The sequence below is a fragment of the Nitrospirota bacterium genome (genome assembly GCA_030684575.1).
Lineage (GTDB): Bacteria > Nitrospirota > Nitrospiria > Nitrospirales > Nitrospiraceae > Palsa-1315.
Window position 1 is genome coordinate 139,422 of record JAUXVD010000016.1, and the last position, 15,530, is coordinate 154,951.

General features: G+C 56.7%; 16 protein-coding genes and 3 tRNA genes. 7 read left to right on the top strand and 12 right to left on the bottom strand.

What is annotated here, in order from left to right; all coding sequences use genetic code 11:
• Nucleotides 1-38 precede the first annotated feature (38 nt).
• A complete protein-coding gene (locus tag Q8N00_12435) occupies nucleotides 39-1,283 on the top strand; it encodes a class I SAM-dependent rRNA methyltransferase (GenBank protein ID MDP2383602.1) in 1,245 nt (414 codons plus the stop codon).
• Nucleotides 1,284-1,349: 66 nt separating this feature from the next.
• Here Q8N00_12435 and Q8N00_12440 read toward each other — a convergent pair whose 3' ends face one another.
• Nucleotides 1,350-1,811 carry a helix-turn-helix transcriptional regulator gene (locus Q8N00_12440; GenBank protein ID MDP2383603.1) on the bottom strand — a complete coding sequence of 154 codons (462 nt, stop codon included), beginning with the start codon at nucleotides 1,809-1,811 and terminating at the stop codon, nucleotides 1,350-1,352.
• Nucleotides 1,812-1,984: 173 nt separating this feature from the next.
• Between Q8N00_12440 and Q8N00_12445 the strand changes: the two genes are divergently transcribed.
• Both Q8N00_12445 and Q8N00_12450 read left to right on the top strand, forming a co-directional pair.
• A complete protein-coding gene (locus Q8N00_12445) occupies nucleotides 1,985-2,326 on the top strand; it encodes a hypothetical protein (GenBank protein MDP2383604.1) in 342 nt (113 codons plus the stop codon).
• 29 nt (nucleotides 2,327-2,355) lie between these two features.
• Nucleotides 2,356-3,162 (top strand): RNA methyltransferase, encoded by an 807-nt coding sequence (locus Q8N00_12450; GenBank protein ID MDP2383605.1) that lies wholly within the window; start codon nucleotides 2,356-2,358, stop codon nucleotides 3,160-3,162.
• 69 nt (nucleotides 3,163-3,231) lie between these two features.
• Here the strand turns inward: Q8N00_12450 and Q8N00_12455 are convergent.
• The 6 genes from Q8N00_12455 to serS form a co-directional block, all read right to left on the bottom strand.
• Nucleotides 3,232-3,307 (bottom strand) — tRNA-Phe (locus tag Q8N00_12455).
• A gap of 102 nt (nucleotides 3,308-3,409) precedes the next feature.
• Nucleotides 3,410-3,502, bottom strand: a tRNA-Ser gene (locus tag Q8N00_12460).
• A gap of 160 nt (nucleotides 3,503-3,662) precedes the next feature.
• Complete coding sequence (locus Q8N00_12465) at nucleotides 3,663-4,004, bottom strand: hypothetical protein (GenBank protein ID MDP2383606.1); 342 nt, start codon at nucleotides 4,002-4,004, stop codon at nucleotides 3,663-3,665.
• 38 nt (nucleotides 4,005-4,042) lie between these two features.
• Nucleotides 4,043-4,243: a hypothetical protein gene (locus Q8N00_12470; GenBank protein ID MDP2383607.1), complete on the bottom strand. Its 201-nt coding sequence runs from the start codon at nucleotides 4,241-4,243 to the stop codon at nucleotides 4,043-4,045.
• A gap of 405 nt (nucleotides 4,244-4,648) precedes the next feature.
• A tRNA-Ser gene (locus Q8N00_12475) sits at nucleotides 4,649-4,738 on the bottom strand.
• Nucleotides 4,739-4,801: 63 nt separating this feature from the next.
• Nucleotides 4,802-6,088 carry a serine--tRNA ligase gene (gene serS, locus Q8N00_12480; GenBank protein ID MDP2383608.1) on the bottom strand — a complete coding sequence of 429 codons (1,287 nt, stop codon included), beginning with the start codon at nucleotides 6,086-6,088 and terminating at the stop codon, nucleotides 4,802-4,804.
• Nucleotides 6,089-6,222: 134 nt separating this feature from the next.
• On the opposite strand from serS, the gene Q8N00_12485 reads away from it, so the two are divergent.
• Both Q8N00_12485 and Q8N00_12490 read left to right on the top strand, forming a co-directional pair.
• Nucleotides 6,223-7,236, top strand: a complete 1,014-nt coding sequence (locus tag Q8N00_12485) for a PA0069 family radical SAM protein (GenBank protein MDP2383609.1) — start codon at nucleotides 6,223-6,225, stop codon at nucleotides 7,234-7,236.
• 23 nt (nucleotides 7,237-7,259) lie between these two features.
• On the top strand, nucleotides 7,260-7,628 hold the full coding sequence (locus tag Q8N00_12490; GenBank protein ID MDP2383610.1) for a rhodanese-like domain-containing protein: 369 nt from the start codon (nucleotides 7,260-7,262) through the stop codon (nucleotides 7,626-7,628).
• A 68-nt stretch (nucleotides 7,629-7,696) separates the two neighbouring features.
• On the opposite strand, the gene Q8N00_12495 is transcribed toward Q8N00_12490, so the two are convergent.
• The 3 genes from Q8N00_12495 to Q8N00_12505 form a co-directional block, all read right to left on the bottom strand.
• Nucleotides 7,697-8,260 carry an OmpH family outer membrane protein gene (locus Q8N00_12495; GenBank protein MDP2383611.1) on the bottom strand — a complete coding sequence of 188 codons (564 nt, stop codon included), beginning with the start codon at nucleotides 8,258-8,260 and terminating at the stop codon, nucleotides 7,697-7,699.
• Nucleotides 8,261-8,509: 249 nt separating this feature from the next.
• On the bottom strand, nucleotides 8,510-10,108 hold the full coding sequence (locus tag Q8N00_12500) for an HD domain-containing protein (protein ID MDP2383612.1): 1,599 nt from the start codon (nucleotides 10,106-10,108) through the stop codon (nucleotides 8,510-8,512).
• A gap of 16 nt (nucleotides 10,109-10,124) precedes the next feature.
• Entirely contained in the window at nucleotides 10,125-11,945 is a 1,821-nt protein-coding gene (locus tag Q8N00_12505; GenBank protein MDP2383613.1) for a HEAT repeat domain-containing protein, read from the bottom strand.
• Nucleotides 11,946-12,105: 160 nt separating this feature from the next.
• Here Q8N00_12505 and Q8N00_12510 point away from each other — a divergent pair, with 160 nt between their 5' ends.
• Nucleotides 12,106-12,741: a GDSL-type esterase/lipase family protein gene (locus Q8N00_12510; GenBank protein ID MDP2383614.1), complete on the top strand. Its 636-nt coding sequence runs from the start codon at nucleotides 12,106-12,108 to the stop codon at nucleotides 12,739-12,741.
• Between the two features lie 15 nt (nucleotides 12,742-12,756).
• Complete coding sequence (locus Q8N00_12515; protein ID MDP2383615.1) at nucleotides 12,757-13,083, top strand: thioredoxin domain-containing protein; 327 nt, start codon at nucleotides 12,757-12,759, stop codon at nucleotides 13,081-13,083.
• On the opposite strand, the gene zwf is transcribed toward Q8N00_12515, so the two are convergent.
• Nucleotides 13,078-14,619 (bottom strand): glucose-6-phosphate dehydrogenase, encoded by a 1,542-nt coding sequence (gene zwf / locus Q8N00_12520; GenBank protein ID MDP2383616.1) that lies wholly within the window; start codon nucleotides 14,617-14,619, stop codon nucleotides 13,078-13,080. The genes Q8N00_12515 and zwf overlap by 6 nt on opposite strands.
• 11 nt (nucleotides 14,620-14,630) lie before the next feature.
• A complete protein-coding gene (gene gnd, locus Q8N00_12525) occupies nucleotides 14,631-15,524 on the bottom strand; it encodes a decarboxylating 6-phosphogluconate dehydrogenase (protein ID MDP2383617.1) in 894 nt (297 codons plus the stop codon).
• Between the last annotated feature and the right edge of the window lie 6 nt (nucleotides 15,525-15,530).

The following is a 15,530-nucleotide window of genomic DNA, read 5'->3' on the forward strand; positions in this document are numbered from 1 at the left end:
CAGCAAAACACAGCGCGCGGCAGCCGTCAAGCAAGCTGATGCGTGAGGAAGGACTTGACGTGCGGTCCGCGCCATTGGATAAGTACGGCATGACGACACATGATGAGAATCCACGCGGTCAGGTTCGGCTCTCTCGCACACGTGCGGTCGAGGAGCCTGGGCATCTTTGGATCTATGCCGGTTATATCGAGGCGGTCAGCGGTGAGCCGGTTTCAGGCGATGTGGTCGATGTCATCTCCCCGAATGGACGATTCTATGCCAGAGGCCTCTACAATCCCGAGTCCAAGATCCGCGTTCGGATCCTGACATTCGAAGACGAACCCATCACCGAACAGTTTTGGAAGGCGCGGATTGCGCAGGCGGTCAGGCTGCGCCAGAAGATCGTCACCGGCACCAATGCCTATCGCCTCATCTATGGAGAGGCGGATCGGTTGCCTGGTTTGATCGTCGATCGCTATGACGATGTCTTAGTCATGCAGACCCTCTCATCCGGCATGGACCGTCGGAAAGATCTACTCGGCGACCTCTTGTGCCAGGAGTCCGGAGCGACTCGGGTGTATCTGCGCAACGATGCCAAAAGCCGGACGTTGGAGGGATTGCCGGTGGAGCGAGGCTTCCTTCGAGGAGGCGGCGCCACGATTGTCGATATCCATGAGGGGCTGGCTCGATTTCTTGTCGACATTGAACGAGGGCAGAAAACCGGTTGGTTCTGCGATCAACGGGAGAATCGATTGGTGGCGGCGCAATTCGCGTCGGGTGCAGAGGTACTCGAGGTCTTTGCCCATACGGGAGCCTTTGGCATTCATGCAGCGCTCGCAGGAGCGAAGTCGGTCGAAGGATTGGATGTCAGCGAGGAGGCTCTGGCACTTGCGCGCAACCATGCGGTCTTGAACAGTGTGGACAATCATTGTGTCTATCGACCGGCGGATGCGTTTGTGGAGATGCGACAGCTCGAACGGGCTGGACGCCGCTATGACCTCGTGTTGCTCGATCCACCGGCCTTTGCTCGTAGTAAACAGGCCGTGCCTCGTGCTTTGGCAGGATACAAGGATGTCAATTTGCTTGGGATGCGGCTCACGAAGCCGGAGGGATTTCTGGTCACGAGTTCCTGCTCACACCATGTCACTGAACAGGAATTGTGGACGGGCATTCGTCTGGCTGCACGAGACGCGAAGAGGCAGGTCCGTCTGCTTGAACAGCGTGGACAGGCGAGCGACCATCCCATTTTCGCTACGATGCCGGAAACACGTTATCTGAAATGTTTTATCCTGCAAGTGCTGTGACTTGAGGATCGCCGTCCGTATGCAGGACACTCAGGAACGCTGTTGGCGGATTTTTTTAGCATCCCGCTAATCGCTTGGGGGTTCGAAGTGGCCGGACGGTCGGTTCTGCCATGGAACTGTTGCCTGTTTGGCTTGCTTGACGAGGCTTCGTAAATTCACTTCCGCCGCACGGAGCAATTTCGGTTCGCCGCTTTGCATGATCGCCGTCAACAGGACATAGAGGGAGCGATCCATACGCGATCCCGCGAGTATTCGTTCTGTGACAGGATCCGGGCCTGTGGGGATGGGATTTTCGTGCTCTTCCGGATCCTCGAACAAGGTGCGAAATGAAGTCGGATGGCTAAAGAGCCAAGCCGGAGGAATTTTCAAGGCAGCCGCGAGTGCTTCGAGGGTTGAAGCGGAAGGGTCAATCTCCTCTGCTTCAATTTGCTCTAATTGATGAGTCCGAATATGGGATGCTGCGGCTAAGGCCTCCACTGAGAGGCCTCCTGAGGCTCGCCACGCTTGAATTTGTTGTCCGAGTGCCATGGTGCGATGATACTGAATTGCGCCGCTCGCTGCAACCTCGCTCTTGGGGCTGATAGCTCGATACCCCCTCAATAACAAAGACTTATGAGCATTTTCTCTCAGTGGAAGATGTGTGATGAAATCAGGTATAATGCGCCTCCAAGTTTATTCAAGATCCAGCGAGGAGGCGTGTCATGTTAGGAACAGATATTCGCGGAATTATTGCAGAGGAAGAAGAAGTCCAGCGGCGTAAGGAAGCGTTAAAATCGCTCTTAAGCATGCGTTCCAAGCAGTTGCGTGAGTCGTTGGAACAACGGATCAAGCGGGCCAAGACCTGTGGCGACTGGATCCATCTTTCGCAAGAAGAATGTGCCACGCTGCACAAGCGCGAGAAGCTCCACCTCCAGTCTCAGTTCGACAAGCTTCAGCATGAGCAGGATCGAACCAGCGGAAAGTTGACTGCGCTCAAGCGGGCGAAAGTACGGGCTCAACGGATTCGGGCTGCCGAGGCCGCATCCGGGCGGAAACGTCGCTGAACCGATTGTGTCCAGCGTGACGTATAAGCGTGGCTGACTCACTTCCCCTCCTGACGCGCTCGCAAGGGGCGCACATCCGTGAACTTCTCCTCGATAGGCGTGTGCGAGCACAGGAAGGCGCCTTCGTCGTCGAAGGCGCCCACGCCGTGCGAGATCTTCTGGCTCGGTCTCCCGACCAGATTCTGACGATTGTCACAGCGTCCAGTTATCTACTCAAAGAGGTCCAGTGCGACCGACTGATTCGTGAAGCGGTCTCGATGCGGCAGTACTCCTGCTCTGACGTGCAATTCTCTAAACTATCCGATGTGGATGAGCCGCAGGGTATCCTTGCCGTGGTGCGGCAACCAATCTGGGACGAAGAAGAAATTCTTCAGCAGCCGTCCATCCTGGGAATCTTCGGAGAGCAGTTGCAGGATCCGGCCAATGTCGGGGCGATTATTCGAACGGCTGCCGGTCTCAACGTGAGTGCCCTCTGGCTGACGCCGGAATCTGCAGACGTCTATCAACCCAAAGTGGTTCGTGCCACGAGTGGTGTTCTGCACATGCTGCCCATCTTTTTTACCAGGGATGTGTCCGGGTTGATTCGGGAAGGTTGTCGGATCTTCACGGCAGAAGTGCCGGGTGAGGGGACCGTTCCCATCGATGAAATTAGGCAGGCTCCAAGGAAGCTGATCTTTGCGGTTGGCAATGAAAGCCGCGGGTTGTCGGCTCAGATTCGCACGCAGGCGACCACTCGATTTACCATCCCCCTCAGCCGCGACGTGGAATCGCTCAATGTTGCGGCAACCGTGGCCATCGCCACGTTCCACTTCTCGCGACTTCCCCAATCCCAATAGCCCTGAAGACATTCGTCTGAACGAACCTACCAAGCCTGCTCGTCGTGTATCTAAAATGGAAAGGGGAAGTGGTGCCGAGGGACAGAATTGAACTGTCGACACCAGCCTTTTCAGGGCTGTGCTCTACCAACTGAGCTACCTCGGCACGGAGCATGGCAAGACAAGCAGGGCACTGTTACAGGATCGGCTGAGAAAAATCAAGTTGTCTGGCTGTCCATTCTCTGCGCGCGCACTGTTGCGTGGGCTGTGGCGGAGAGGGAGGGATTTGAACCCTCGGTAAGGGTTTTGCCCCTACGACGGTTTAGCAAACCGTTGCCTTCGGCCACTCGGCCACCTCTCCACTCGTCTCAGCTCTTTGCGGGGTTCCCAATCATCGACGATGAAGATTGATGACCGTAGGGTAACCAGCAAGCGAGCCGTGATCTTACCTCAGGCCCTATGGGAGGTACAAGTAATTCGCGAGATGGATCCAGGAAAATTATCGATGAGGACGGCGCGGGTTACATGTCTATCTGTTTGGTCCATTGAAGGACGATGGGTTTTTTGGCAAGTTGGACGAGTGTGGAAGAGAGGCTGCGCGCCCATTGCCATGTCTGATTCGTATTAAGTGTGACGGTATGGTCCCATGACTGTAGAGGGATCGGGTGGGTCAATGGATGCCCGCTCGCAGTCGGTTGCGTGCGGGAGGCGGTTCTGCCTGCCATGGGGGTCGCGTATCGGATCTCAACGTGGCTGGGCCTGATGGCGCCACTGAGCGTCAACATATGCAATGCGGTTCGTTTCTGTTTTGTGCGCGCTCTGTGCCGCTGTAAGTATTGAATCGGTGAAGAGAGGACGTGCATGGTGTCTTCCTTCTGTATTGAGGTGATGAGGTGACTCTTTACATCCAGAGAATTCGACCGAGGCCTTCATTGAGTCCGCGAGGGCGCTGACATTGCGCGCAGCGGGCAAAGAGCCCGCCGGATTGCGGTTGCATGTTTCCCCGAAGCACGAGTTGATACTTATGTCCACCGCAGCAGGGGCAGGCGGCTCCGTCTAGCTCTCGACGAATGGCCCCGATTTTCCCGATCTGTTTGTGCATCGGTCTCTCCTCCAAGAAATGATGCCCATGAGCCGCGCTATCGAGTGCGATATTGGAGTAATGACGGACCTTTGAAAATACCGTAGAGGTAGGTGGGGTAGGACTAATGGGGGGGGATTTCTAAAAACCACCAGGCTTTTATAGATCTATAATTGATGTTAACTATTAAGTGCTTACGGCAATACTATGCCTGCTAGCATTATATATTTTCGTGGCATGATTTAGGCTCTGGCTGGATGCCTCGTTGAACGTGCTGTCGAATATGCGTGATACGTAGTGGGTGATTGGAAACATGGGTGAAAGTTGCTATCCCAGATGGGGAAGTGAGCACTTCGTTCTGTGCTTGAATGGAGATCGGGAAATCGAGAGGAGGCCTGCCTGAAAGTATAAATATCTTTGCGGTGTTGGCGGAGGGGGCGAGATTTGAACTCGCGGACCCCTTGCGAGGTCTCCAGTTTTCAAGACTGGCACGTTCGGCCGCTCCGTCACCCCTCCAACTCAACCTCTGTACCCGTGAGCGTTCATCATGATGCGCGCTTAGGGTGTGTGGATTCTATCCTATTCGTTGTGGATCTGCTCAAGCCCTCCCATGTAGGGGCGCAGGACGTCTGGAATCGTGATGCTTCCATCAGGTTGCTGGTAGTTTTCGAGGATAGCTACGAGTGTGCGTCCGACGGCAAGTCCAGACCCGTTGAGGGTATGGACGAACTCTGTCTTCGCATCTTTTTTCCCGGCGGGGCCTTTATATCGAATGCCGCCGCGCCTGGCTTGAAACCCTTCGAAGTTGCTGCAGGATGAGATTTCTCGAAAATGGTTTTGCGACGGCAGCCAGACTTCGATGTCGTAGGTCTTTGCCGCAGAGAATCCCATATCGCCGGTACAGAGCGTGATCACCCGGTAGTGAAGTCCCAGTCCTTGCAAGATCGCTTCGGCATGGCCGGTCAAGCGTTCCAATTCCTCATAGGACTGTTCCGGTTTTGCAAACACGACCAACTCGACTTTGTTGAATTGGTGGAGGCGAATGAGCCCTCTGGTATCTTTTCCATAGGAGCCTGCTTCGCGACGAAAGCAGGGGGTATAGGCCGTATACCGGACCGGTAGGCTGGTCTCAGGAAGTATCTCGTCACGGTGGAGGTTCGTCACCGGAACTTCTGCCGTTGGGATCAAGAAATAGTCTTCGTCGCTCAAGCGAAACAGGTCATCTTCGAACTTGGGCAGCTGTCCGGTCGCGGTCATGCTCGTTCGATTGACGAGGAGCGGCGGCAGGACTTCCCGATAGCCATGCTCGGTCGTGTGGCGGTCCAACATATAGTTGATGAGGGCCCGTTCGAGTCGTGCACCGGCTCCCGTGAGGACCGCAAACCGTGCACCGGCGATTTTTGCAGCCCGGTCGAAGTCCAGAATGCCGAGGGCTTCGCCGAGATCCCAGTGGCTCTTGGCCGGTGCGGTCAGGGCGGGCGGGGTTCCCCACCGTCTGGCCTCCACGTTGTTACTCTCGTTTTTGCCTGCCGGCACCGAGGCATGGGGGAGATTCGGGATACGGAGATTCAGATCGGTCAGAGCCTCTTCGGTGCCACGGAGTTCGTCCTCAATCGTCTTGATCCGCTCGCCGACCGCTTTCATGGCGGCCATGGCAGCATCTGCCGGTTGTTTCTCCCGCTTCAGCTTGGCGACGTCCTCTGATCCTTTTTTCAGTTCAGCGCGAAGCTGCTCGACTTGGGTGGTCAAGGCGCGGCGTTGTTCGATCAGCGTGCGCAGAGTATCCCATGGAACGTCGGCTCCGCGGGGGCCGAGCTGTTCCCTGGTGCGGTCTAAGTTGTCGCGTAAATAGCGTAGATCGTACATGGGCGTTTGTTCCTGAAAGCGCTGGAATCTAACATCGGGGTAGGGCGTAGTCAATCAATCGGAGCGTGATGGCTGTCCCGGCTGGCAGGGTTCGTCCCGTTGACAGGGGCCGGCAGATCGAGGACCATATCCCGATGCGCAGGGTGATGAACCCCCCTAATCCATTTGACTCACAACACCGGGATCTCCTGGAGCCTGCGCCCCATGTCGCGCTGCAGATGTTTGAGGATGCGACCCGTAACATTCTCAGTCGGAACGACAGCCCTGACTTGCCGTTCCGATGGAGTCTCAATCCCTATCGTGGTTGTTTTCATGCGTGCGCCTATTGTTATGCAAGGCCGACACATGAGTATTGGGGATTCGGTGCCGGGACGGACTTCGAGTCCAAGATTATTGTCAAACGTGAGGCCGCGGCCTTGCTCCGTCGGACGTTCGAGAAGCCTTCCTGGAAGGGCGAATTGATCCTGTTCTCGGGGAACACCGATTGTTATCAGCCCCTGGAGGCGGCGCTGGAGGTGACGCGAGCCTGTCTGGAGGTCTGTGCCGAGTATCGGAATCCGGTCGCGATCATTACGAAAGGGGTGTTGGTGCTGCGTGATCTGGACCTGCTGCGCCTATTGCATGATGTCGCATCGGTTCGCGTGTATTTCAGCATCCCGTTTTCCGACGATGAGGTCGCGCGTAAGGTCGAACCTCATGCACCCTCGAGCCGGAAACGTTTTGAGGCCATGGCAACTTTGGCGAACGCCGGCATTTCCACCGGCATCTCGCTCTCTCCACTCATTCCTGGTCTCAACGATGAGGATGTGCCAGATCTCTTGGCTCGAGCGAAGCAGGCTGGGGCAGTGGAGGCGATGGCGACGTTGTTGCGTTTGTCTGGTCCTGTCGAGCCAGTGTTCCTCGAGCGTATGACGGCGGCATTTCCCGATCGGATCACCAAGATTATGAATCGAATTCGTGAGGTGCGCGGTGGCGCAATGAGTGAGGGAGCCTTCCTTGAACGCCACCGTGGCGCAGGTCCCTATTGGGAGATGATCGAACAATTGTTTACTGTGGCCAAACGTAAAACGGGCTTTCCGGCATTGCGTGACGAGACGGTCCCCACGACCTTTCGCAGGCCAGGGATCGAACAAACAACCTTATTTTAATTGGGACAGAGAATGGAGCGAGGATGCAACATAATCCAGGCTTTCTCAAGCTAGTGGATGAGGCACGAGGGCGGGTGAAGGAATGCACGATCGAACAGGCGAAGGTCAGGCTCGACCGGGGTGAGGCGCTGCATTTTCTCGATGTGCGTGAGGATCTCGAATTTGCGAAGGATCATGCGAAGGGCGCCCGGCATCTTGGTAAGGGAATTATCGAACGCGACGTCGAATCGCTCATTCCTAATAAACATGAGGATATCGTGCTGTATTGCGGAGGGGGCTACCGGTCGGTCTTAGCCGCGGATGCGCTTCAGCAGATGGGCTACACGAATGTGGTGTCGATGGATGGGGGTATCAAAGCCTGGCGGGATGCAGGCTATCCGATGGAGCGATGATGGAACCTCGGAGAGGCCGAGGTTCCATCATCGCTGGATCGTGAATTTAGGCTTAGCGGGCAGCAGGACTACTTGCTGTTGGTGCGGTCGAACTCTTTGATCACCTGGTCGGTTAAGTCGATGGTGTCTTTGTTGTAGATCACAATCTTGACCGTTTGTTCGCTGCCCTTATCGACGACGATGGAGAATCCGCCTTTTTCCGCCACGGTCTGTGTGGCCGAGGCAATTTTCTTCATATAGTCATCGACCAACTCTTTCTGCTTGCCCTGTAATTCCTGGTTAAATTCTTGCGCACGTTTCTGGTAGTCCTGGATCTTTGCGCGGAACTGAGTCTCTTTTTCTTTCTTTTCGGCGTCGCTCAGTTTTGCGATTTGTTCCTTGAGCGTCTTCTCGGTATTGCGCAACTCTTCTTCATCCCGTGACAGCAACTTCTGCCTGGTAGACACATATTCCTTGAGCCCGTCCAAGGCCTTTCTGCCCGCTTTTGATTTTTCTAGCACGGACTGAGGGTCGACGACGCCCATTTTAAAGGCCTCGGCGGCCTGTGCTGTAGGGAGAGATCCGAGTAGTAACATGCCCGCGGCGACCAGGGGGAGGGTGATCCGTCCCAAGAGAATTCCCGTTGTATGCATAACACGCGCTCCTTGTTGGTGAAATCTGCGATCAATAGAACGGTTGCGAGAATAACTGGGGGGGGAGGCGCTGTCAAGGGATCGGCGGAGGCAGGATGTTCAAATAGTTCGCCCAGTAAGGCCGCAGCGAGTGCGGAGCCGAACGCAGAACAATGCGCGAGGAATGCTGATGTCGAGAGTCTTTCCTCGTTCACCGTTCAGCGCTCACCATTGAGCATCGACTGGCCGGCGGACTGCTTCAACATCCTGCTATACGAAGTAGCGGCTGGTATCGAACTTATGCTCCGTGTTGTCGATCAAACGAATAATGTTGTGGCGGAAACCTCCCATTTCATCTTTCTCGGTGAGGTCGATTTCCCGCCCGTGCTCGACGGGGTCCCCCTGCAGGTCGGTGATGACCTTGACGAACGGCCGTTCGGCGTTCGCCTTATCGACGGCTGGTTTGAGCACGACGGCCAGCTCGCTCGTGTCCAACATCACCAGGCTGCCGATGGGGATGATACCGACACAGTTGACGAACAACTTGAGCAGTACCGAGTCAAAGGCTTTGCCGGACTTTGAGAACATCATGTTCAAGACTTTTGAGGGGGACATGGGCTCCCGGCGATAGACGCGGGAAGAGGTCATGGCGTCATAACAGTCTGCGATCGTGAGGATGCGGCCGGTCAGGGAGACGGTCCAGGGCACGGTCAGCTTTGGATAACCGGAGAAGTCCAGGTTCATGTGGTGCTCGAAGGAGGCCGCAGCCATGCGGCCCGGGAGATTAGTGATGCCTCTCAGTTTCGACAGACTCAGGACTCCCTCCGTGGGATGATTGCGCATGGCCACCCAGTCCGCATCGGTAAACTCGCCCGGTTTGTTCAGGACCTCCATGGGAATGGTGGATTTGCCCATGTCGTGGAACAACGCTGCAAGGCCGAGGTCGGCCAGCTCCCCTTTGGGATAGCCGGCGCGGTTGGCCAGCGCAATGGAGAGCAGGGAGACATTGACCGAGTGATTATGGGTGTACTCATCGTGGCAGCGAAGGGTCGTCAGACCGAGAACCGTTGCTTCGTCGTCCAGCATGAGATCGACGATGTTTTGGATTGCGCGCTTCGCTTGTTTGAAGCTGACCGTTCCCCCCTCACGGACTGATTGTGTTAATGTGCCGACCGATCCTGCGACTTTGGCATAGCCGTTCTTGGCCTGTGCCTTCCGCTGCATTTTGGGGTCGGCGTTTTCTGTGCCGTCCGACCCCGTGCTTTCCGCCGTTCCGGTTCCGTTGTTTCCATTCGCTTCGGTTCCTTCTCGGACTTTCAGTTGCCGTTGCTCTTCTAATTCGATGCCGGTGATGCCCCGTGCGGTAAATTCTTTTTGAAGGTCGTCGATCGTTGAGGTGTGCGGATCAAGGCTGACAAACAGCGCCGCAAATTCACGAAGATCTTTCGACTCCGCGGTCATCGAGAAGGTGATTCCGCCGATCTTCCACAGGTTCAAGACGTCGATGATACTGGTGGCCACGGCCATTTGTTGGGCGTTCACCTTTAAGTGGCTGTCTCCGAGAAACAAGAAGTCGTTTTGCAGACGGAGAGTGACCGGCTGATCGTGTGCCATGGTTTTAATCAAGGTCAGCATGGTATCGACGGGTTTGTCCAACGCTGCGTTGGTGCGGTCATAGATGCGGGAGCTCTTGAGCAAGACGTTCAGCTGCGTGACCAGCTGAATGCCCAGCATGACCATCTGCTGGTCCAGAATGTCCCCGGCCTCCGAGCCACGGGCGATTTTCTGAGACAGGGATTTTTCGTGGGTGAGGATCGGTTGGGCCTGTCCGTCCGCGGCTGGGGTCTCTTTGATCTTGAAGTCACTCACGGCAACGGCTCCTTGCTTATGATGCAGTCTGTTTGAGCTGCTGCTGCTGGCGCTGGGCTTGGGCGAGCGCCGCGGTGCAGGCTTGCCGCACAGCGGCACCGCCTTTTTTCTGTCCCAACTCAAGCGCAATGACCGCGGCTGGACTGGCTAGTTTCCCCAATGCTTCGGCGGCGAGGGCGGCGAGCTCTTCCTTCTTCTTCCGGTTGGTCCAGGACCATTCTGTGAACAAACTTTCAAAGTGGGGGATGACCTCATCGCCACTGGTGGCACGCATGGCGAGGAATACCGCGCGCTTTTCACTCAGGGTTCGATCCATGAAGGTGTCCGTCGAGATGAGGGGTGACCAGGCGGAGTAGGATGCCTTATATTGACCGGTCATCAGCAGCTTGAGCGCTGCGAACCGCACCGACTCCTCGGTATCGTTCATGAACGAAATTAGTTTCATGCCGTTCCCGTTGGGACGGAAGATCCCGATCGCGCGTATGACTTCTTTCCGTACCTGGATATCTGGGTAGCGCACTAGTTTTTCAATCGCGTCTGCAAATCGTGGATCGTTCCATTTGAGCAGGATCGTGAGCAGGTTCTTCACATAGCGGGGGCGGCGGTCTGTCAACCCGCGAAGCAGGTGATCCGGTTGATCCTTCGCGAGTGCCTCGAGGGCTTCCGCTGCGATCGCTTGATGGGCTGGTGTCTCCAGATTGGCCAAGAGGGTGCATAAGGCAGGGACGGCTGCCGACGTCATCGACAGCAGCACTGCCGGTAATCCTTCCGTGGTGGCGGCTGGGGTCCTATTCAGATAGGCCTCGATCATCTTCATGCGTTCGGGGCGGGCAAGGCTGTCGAGCAATGCCGCCAGTTGTGTTTTCTGATCTTCACCGAGATCCGGTCTGACCTCAGCGGTGACATGCAAGAGTCCGAGCACGCTATCCAGCACGATCCATTTCCCTTGGGCTGCCAATGAGTCGAGGACGTTTCCCCAAAGATCGAGGAGCTTGGTCAGAATCGCCGCAGATTTTTCCGATGCCAGGATCGCGGTGAGCATGTCCAAGAGATAGGTGGTGTTATCCCTGGTGCTCTCGGCCTCGATCTCCTTTGCCAGTTCAGCTAGTTCCGTTTCGGTCACGTCATAACCCACGTGACCGGACTGGAATCGGCCCGTCCCTCCGCCGGCTGCCCCTCCGACCGGTTTATCCTCCGAGGCATTGCCGCCATCGCCTCCAGGCCCCTTCTCTTTTCTGGCTTTGGCCCGTTCCCGGTCAAGAAGGTCTCTGAGGCTCGACTCAGGCGCCTCCATGGTTCCAGCCGTAGGGAGTGCAAAGACATCGCCACCGGTCGAAGCTTTAGCGATCTCTTCGGCGGTGACGACTGTGATGGTCGAGAGGTTCTTTTCCCATAAGCGAGTCACGATATCGTCATCGTGTTCTTCGTTCGGATTAAGGCTCCCCCACAGGGAGTCGAGCAAGAACGAGAGGTCTTCAGCGGGAAGTCCTTCGAGAAATGTCAGTTCTCTGATGCCATCCGAGTAGAGCTTGAAGGCGACGCTTTCTGTACTCGAGCCCTCCTCGGCGCGATAGACGACTTCCCCGTTGAAGTACAGCTCAGAGCGCTGCACAAGAAACGCTAATTTTGTGTAGGTGGCGAGGTGGGCCGTGAGTCCTTCGAATAATTGCTGGAAGAACTTCTGTGCCACAGGGTTTGCGGCCCCATAGGTCCGGCTGGACTTGGCGGTTTTGTCCAAGAGCGTCAGGAGTCGTTTGACGGAGGATAACTCGGGGTTTGGTGGCTCTTTTATGGGCGCGATGGATAATACGATGCCCTTTGTCGTGAGTTCGTCCATAGTGAATAGTCGTATCCTGGAGGTGCTGAATCGTCAAGAAAATAGCCGCTCTTCACCGACTGTTCCACCAGGAATTACTGAGGGATTCCTCCTTCTGTCAGTGCCTGCACTAGGGCATTGTGAACCTCGCGGTGCGGTCGGTAGAATCCGGTTCATTGTGATGAGTCTATCCAGCCACATTATCTGTTTTGGTGACAGCCTTACGGCAGGGTTTCAGTCGCCCACGGCGGACAATCCTCAAGGGGCTGAGACGCCCTATGGGCGATTCCTGCAAGAATTGACTGGACCTTCCGTGCGCGTCTCAGTCAGCGGCATCTGTGGTGAGCTGACCGGTGAAATGGCGATGCGATTTCGCACGGCTGTGCTGAGCCATCAACCGACACATGTGGTGATCCTCGGCGGGACGAACGACCTTGGGTGGAATGCCGCGCCGGGCGACATTATGCGCAATCTCCTGAAGATGTATGAGTTGGCTGCCGCGGCAGGGGTCACACCGGTGCCGGTCACCGTGCCATCAATCAGGGTGGGTGACGATCTGCATAGCGAAGAGGGGCGTCGGTGGTGTGCGGAACATCTTGATCGGCGGCGCTGGCTGAACGGGTTGATTCTCCGCTATGCCGAATCGAAGCGGCTGGCGGCCTTCGATCTCTTTACTGCCACGGCGGAGCCTGAGACACAGCAACTGGCGGCCCGGTATTCCAATGACGGTCTGCATTTGACCACTGCCGGCTATCGGCTATTGGCTGAGCGTTTGTACGAGGAGATATTTGCGGCAACACCGGGGAGCCTGTCGTGACAAGCGGAGATCACGATGCGTGAGGTGACCGACCGGGACTTTGATCAGGTCGTGGAGCAGGCAGGGGTGCCGGTGCTGGTGGAGTTTTGGAAACCAGGCTGCGGAGGTTGTCGCGCGCTGATGCGGGAATTGGAGAAGCTGGAGTCCGATGTGACCGGCAAGCTGCTGATCCTGACCATGAACGTGGAGGAGAATTTTCAGATCCCGGCGGAGCTGGAAGTTCACTCATTACCGGTGCTCGCGTTCTATCGTCTGGGCCTATTCGAGCGTTTTATCGGCGGGCTGGGGACCAAAGGAGAGATCCTGAAACAGCTACGACTGATATGCGGGGAGTCGCTATAGGGCGCGCCAGGTCCGTCCATCCTTTTCAATGAGGCGATCGGCTTCGACCGGGCCACAGGTTCCCGCCTGGTATGCCGGCAACCATCGCAATCCTTGTTTCTGCCATCCTTCCAGAATATTGGTGATCCAGGCCCAGGAGGCTTCCACGGCGTCGCGCCGCATGAAGCGGGAGGCATCGCCGGCCATCACGTCGAGGAGCAATCGTTCATAGGCTTCGGGCGAGGGGCGGCCGAAGACATCGCTGTATTGAAAGTCCATTTCTACGGGGTGTGTCTGTGCGCGGGTGCCCGGTACGCGCGAGACGATGCGGAGAGAGAGTCCCTCCTCCGGCTGAATGCGCAGCGCCAACACGTTCGGAGGTTGGGGCTGTGCATTGGTATTGAAGAGGATTTGTGGAATGTCTTTGAATTGCACCGCGATCTCGCTGGCACGATGGGGGAGGGCCTTCCCGGTGCGGAGATAGAAGGGGACGCCGGCCCATCGCCAGTTTTCGACGAAGCATTTGAGTGCGACATAGGTTTCAGTCGTGGAGTCAGGATGAATGCCGGTTTCGCGTCGATATCCCGGAATGGGCGCGCCGTGGGCCGTGCCTTCACTATACTGGGCACGGACGGTGACCTCTTCGACATCCTGATCGGTAATCGGCCTGAGGCAGCGGAGGACTTCCATCTTTGCGTTGCGGACCACGTCAGGATCGAGCGAGTAGGGAGGCTCCATCGCGACCAGGCAGAGTAGCTGCAGCATATGGTTCTGCACCATATCGCGCAGGGCACCGGCTTCTTCATAGTAGTTGGCCCTGGTTCCGACACCTTCAGCTTCGCTCACCGTGATCTGCACGTGATCGATGTATTTACAGTTCCAAATCGGCTCGAAGATGCTGTTGGCAAACCGGACGACCATCAAATTCTGAACGGTTTCTTTTCCCAGATAGTGATCGATGCGGAAGATCTGGGATTCGTCAAATACACGTCCGGTGACCTGATTGATGGCCTGGGCTGAGGCCAAATCGCGGCCGACCGGTTTCTCGATGATGATGCGGGCGTAGGGAGCCTGTGCTTCCGGCTTCGTGGCCAATCCGGCTTGCTCAAGTCCCTCGCAGACCGACGAAAATGAACTGGGGGGGATGCTCAGATAAAAGATCCGATTGCCGGGCAATTGGAGCTTTTGTTCGACGTCTTCTGCGCGAGACTTCAACCTGGCGTAGGTATTCGGGTCCTCATTTTCCCCCGACACGTAGTAGAGGTGTTGCGCGAAGTTGTTCCATGTGTCTTCTACCAGGGCCTGCCGTGAATGGGCCACGACGCCGTCACGGACGGTGGTGCGGAATTCCTCATCGGTCATGGATTTGCGGCCCAATCCGATAACCGCATAGTTCGATGGTAAGAGCCCGTCGAGGAGCAAGTTATAGAGAGCGGGAATCAGCCGCCGACGTGCGAGATCGCCTGATCCGCCGAAGATGACGAGTGTACAGGGCTCGACCGGAGGAATCGTTTCCTCGGAGGGGCTGATGTCGATACGGGGACTAGTCGGTGGCATAGGGCTCCTGGTTATCGGCGAACGGCATGGCCGCCGAAGGCATTCCGTAACGCAGCCAGCATCTTTTCCGCAAAGGATTCGCTCTGTCGCGATCGGAATCGCGTGAACAGGGCTGTCGCGAGGGTCGGGACCGGGACATCCTTCTCAATCGCATCGGCGATCATCCAACGGCCCTCGCCGGAATCCTGCACATACCCTTTCAACTGTTCCAGCCGTGGATCCTCTTTCAAGGCGCCGGCTGCGAGTTCCAAGAGCCAGGAACGGACGACGCTCCCATGCATCCAGAGGTCCGCGATATTGGCGAGGTTGAGCTGGTAGTCACTTTTCGCCATGAGCTCGAAGCCTTCCGCATATCCCTGCATCATGCTGTACTCGATGCCGTTATGAACCATTTTCACATAATGCCCTGCGCCCACCCCCCCGACGTGAGACCAACCCTGCTCGGGTGCCAATGTCGTAAAGATGGGCGCGAGCCGTGTGACCGGCGCCTCATCGCCACCGACCATCAGGCAGTAGCCGATTTTTAATCCCCAGACGCCTCCGCTGGTCCCGGCATCGACATAGTGAAGCTGTTTCTTCTTGAGGTCCGCGGCCCGTCGGACATCGTCGTGAAATCTGGTGTTGCCACCGTCGATGACCGTGTCGCCAGGCTGGAGCAGCGCCGCGACGGCCTGTACGGTCTCTTCTGTCGGGGCGCCGGAGGGGACCATGATCCAGACCGCGCGCGGAGCCTTGAGTTGGCCGACCAGGTCGGCTAACGAGGAGGCACCGACGCAGCCAACGCCTTCAGCTTGCTTGATCAGATCAGCCGACCGATCGTAGACGATGACCCGGTGCCTGTCGCGCTGCAACCGGGTGACCATGTTCATCCCCATCTTCCCAAGCCCGATGAATCCGATCTCCATAGTGAC

Excerpts from the sequence above, each read along its gene's own strand:
- Q8N00_12435 (MDP2383602.1), top strand. The coding sequence starts at position 39 with ATGCGTGAGGAAGGACTTGACGTGCGGTCCGCGCCATTGGATAAGTAC.
- Q8N00_12440 (MDP2383603.1), bottom strand. The coding sequence starts at position 1,811 with ATGGCACTCGGACAACAAATTCAAGCGTGGCGAGCCTCAGGAGGCCTC.
- Q8N00_12445 (MDP2383604.1), top strand. The coding sequence starts at position 1,985 with ATGTTAGGAACAGATATTCGCGGAATTATTGCAGAGGAAGAAGAAGTC.
- Q8N00_12465 (MDP2383606.1), bottom strand. The coding sequence starts at position 4,004 with ATGCACGTCCTCTCTTCACCGATTCAATACTTACAGCGGCACAGAGCG.
- Q8N00_12470 (MDP2383607.1), bottom strand. The coding sequence starts at position 4,243 with ATGCACAAACAGATCGGGAAAATCGGGGCCATTCGTCGAGAGCTAGAC.
- serS (MDP2383608.1), bottom strand. The coding sequence starts at position 6,088 with ATGTACGATCTACGCTATTTACGCGACAACTTAGACCGCACCAGGGAA.
- Q8N00_12485 (MDP2383609.1), top strand. The coding sequence starts at position 6,223 with ATGCGCAGGGTGATGAACCCCCCTAATCCATTTGACTCACAACACCGG.
- Q8N00_12490 (MDP2383610.1), top strand. The coding sequence starts at position 7,260 with ATGCAACATAATCCAGGCTTTCTCAAGCTAGTGGATGAGGCACGAGGG.
- Q8N00_12495 (MDP2383611.1), bottom strand. The coding sequence starts at position 8,260 with ATGCATACAACGGGAATTCTCTTGGGACGGATCACCCTCCCCCTGGTC.
- Q8N00_12505 (MDP2383613.1), bottom strand. The coding sequence starts at position 11,945 with ATGGACGAACTCACGACAAAGGGCATCGTATTATCCATCGCGCCCATA.
- Q8N00_12510 (MDP2383614.1), top strand. The coding sequence starts at position 12,106 with ATGAGTCTATCCAGCCACATTATCTGTTTTGGTGACAGCCTTACGGCA.
- Q8N00_12515 (MDP2383615.1), top strand. The coding sequence starts at position 12,757 with ATGCGTGAGGTGACCGACCGGGACTTTGATCAGGTCGTGGAGCAGGCA.
- zwf (MDP2383616.1), bottom strand. The coding sequence starts at position 14,619 with ATGCCACCGACTAGTCCCCGTATCGACATCAGCCCCTCCGAGGAAACG.
- gnd (MDP2383617.1), bottom strand. The coding sequence starts at position 15,524 with ATGGAGATCGGATTCATCGGGCTTGGGAAGATGGGGATGAACATGGTC.